Genomic DNA, 2,425 nt, shown 5'->3' with positions numbered 1-2,425 from the left:
TACGGTGGAAGTTCAGCAAAGATAACGCCAGAGCAAAACTCAAACGACACTACAATACAGTTAAAAATTAATGTTACGGAGCAGTAGTAATTAGTTATAAATTTTTCGATTATTTTAACTAAATTTCGAATTATAATGCATTTCGTAATATTATATGATAATGATGCATCGGCCATCGGTTGAGCATTTTTGTAAATATATTGACCATGAATATGCATGTGTTATGCAGGTATTACTCATGCTGAGAAGACTGAGAAGCTATGCAGAAGTGAATAAGAGCTGAAAGGTACTGGTGTTGATAGCACCAGCACCCCCCAGACCTCCCCCTCTGGACGTTCATCATCCAGTCAGTGGCAAAGTTTTTTATCTCTTGTGCACACTGACTGGTTTGACCACAGATGAACGGAGATGAGGTTAGATCTAGTGGCATATCAAATTTTCTGTATGCCAGTAACGCACAGACCGATGAGCAGCCTATCGTCCTGACAGCTACACAGCTTCAGATGCTGATTCAGCAGGCGATTGCACCTCTTGTTGCTGAAATTGCTGATCTGAAACAGAGGATCGCAGAGCTCGAGACAACACATGCATCTGAGCGAGAAACACCGACTCGGCCGACCCGGAATGCAGAGAACCCTGTTGAGCAGAATCATGTTGAGCACGCCCCCCAGGATCACGCTTGCGTCCAGGACCTGGGGACTTCCAGGGTGGCGGAACCTTCAGATTCAGGACATGAGATTATCCCATTACTGCCCCTGGTCACTCAGCACGATCTCGAGAGCGTGAAGTCTGAGCTCCTTCACAAGATCGATGAAATGTACATCGATCTCCAGCTCGATATCGCCGCTGACAGGAGGCGCATCACAGCGCTTGAGAGACCCAACTACGGCGAAGGATCCCGCGAACGTGTCAACGAGCTCCACCGGGCGATGAAGCAACACCACTTCCTGCAGGTCACCTTCGCGCAGGCTGCAAAGCTCCTTGGCGTCACGTATCAAAGAGCCTGCCAGCTGCGCGGGCTCATTGCGATCGATCCAAGGTTCAAGATCGTCAAGGATCCACGACATGCACAACGCATGCTGATCAGATTGACTTCGGAGGTAAATCGATGAAGTCAAACTATCAAATTTTATAGTTTATAGTTTCAGGAACAAAACGCTAGCTGCTAAAAAACGGTCATCTTGGCTGTGAGGTTCAGTCAAGAAATATGATCAGAGTTAGTCTGGAGAAGAAGAAGAAATCGAGTGAGAGTATATAAAGACCACCACATTGGGTGGTGGTCTGGTGAGAGAGAGCAAACCATAAAACCATAAAATTTGATGGTTCACTTTATAGTAATTTTTGAGGATGTTTGCGCGCTGACTTGTATCGCTAGGCTCATATCTCCACAGTACTGCATTCTCATCGAGGGTGGCTGGGCACATTGACACATACCGTGATGTTTTGTGCCGAACCCTATATCCCGGCCATCCACTTTGATTAAACCAAATTTTGCATCAGACCATAAAATGGATGAGCTATCAAGGTGCACTTTGCGCCTGAGGAAGATCCTCATGCAGAGAATCCATGCTCCTTTTGATGAGCCAACAATTGAACGTATAGACGCATAAGTGAAGAAAAAAGGAATCAGTAGAGCTCAGTGGCTCAGCTCAGTGGTAAGCTCATACCTGCGCCTTTCAGAGCTCACGAAATACGCAGATCCTGAGGAGATGATCCAGGAGGTGACTCAGCTAAGGACAGCTAACGAGAACCTATGGAGGGAGAACCAGAGCTTAAAGAGGTCTGAAGAATCCGCACGTACAGAACTGGATCAAGCAAGGCGCAAATTGAGCGCACTGGAGGAGCAGATAGCATCAGTCACACAGGACCTGGAAACAACACGCTCCGAGCTGCTCCTTTCAAAGCGTGATATTGAGCATCTTCAGGAGACCATACGGCTCAAGGACGAGGAAATAGCGTTTTTGAAGTCGCACATCTCGCAGCTAACTCAGAGCATCTCGCAGCTCTCGCTGAAGCCAGGAGAGGAGGAAATCAAACAAAAAAGTGGTGGAAATTATGGAGATAAGTTTATTAATTCATTTTGAAATAGATGTACAGAACCACTCTACGAAGTATGAGGGATACATATGATAGTAGAATTTCATCCTCAAGACCGCATCTCAGATCTGAAGAAGCTTCTTCGTGTCTCGCTTGCATGCCGCGTTCTTCTTCTTAAGCTCAAAAAGAGCCCAATCCATAAAAGAATTCATAATTAATAATATTTAAAGTATATAAAGATTTCTATGGATGGTTTATAGGAATCCTCATAAGGCTTATCCGCAGTCGCACTGGAGAAGGTTACGCACAATAAACATCATCGAGCGCATCAATAAAGAGATGAAACGCAGAAGCAGACCTGTTGGCGCATTCCCAAGCGATCAGTCTC

2 protein-coding genes and 1 pseudogene are annotated in these 2,425 nt (G+C 45.6%); all 3 read left to right on the top strand.

Going from position 1 to position 2,425, the window contains the following annotated elements:
• Positions 1 to 782: 782 nt before the first annotated feature.
• Entirely contained in the window at positions 783 to 1,112 is a 330-nt protein-coding gene (locus QHG98_09690; protein ID MDH7597984.1) for a hypothetical protein, read from the top strand.
• Positions 1,113 to 1,610: 498 nt separating this feature from the next.
• Positions 1,611 to 2,084, top strand: coding sequence for a hypothetical protein (locus QHG98_09685; GenBank protein MDH7597983.1), 474 nt, complete (start codon positions 1,611 to 1,613; stop codon positions 2,082 to 2,084).
• 220 nt (positions 2,085 to 2,304) lie between these two features.
• Positions 2,305 to 2,425, top strand: a pseudogene (locus QHG98_09680) (transposase).

The sequence above is a fragment of the Methanothrix sp. genome (assembly GCA_029907715.1).
GTDB lineage: Archaea > Halobacteriota > Methanosarcinia > Methanotrichales > Methanotrichaceae > Methanothrix_B.
Note: the sequence above shows the minus strand (reverse complement) of the source record. Positions and strands in the feature narration are given on the sequence as shown.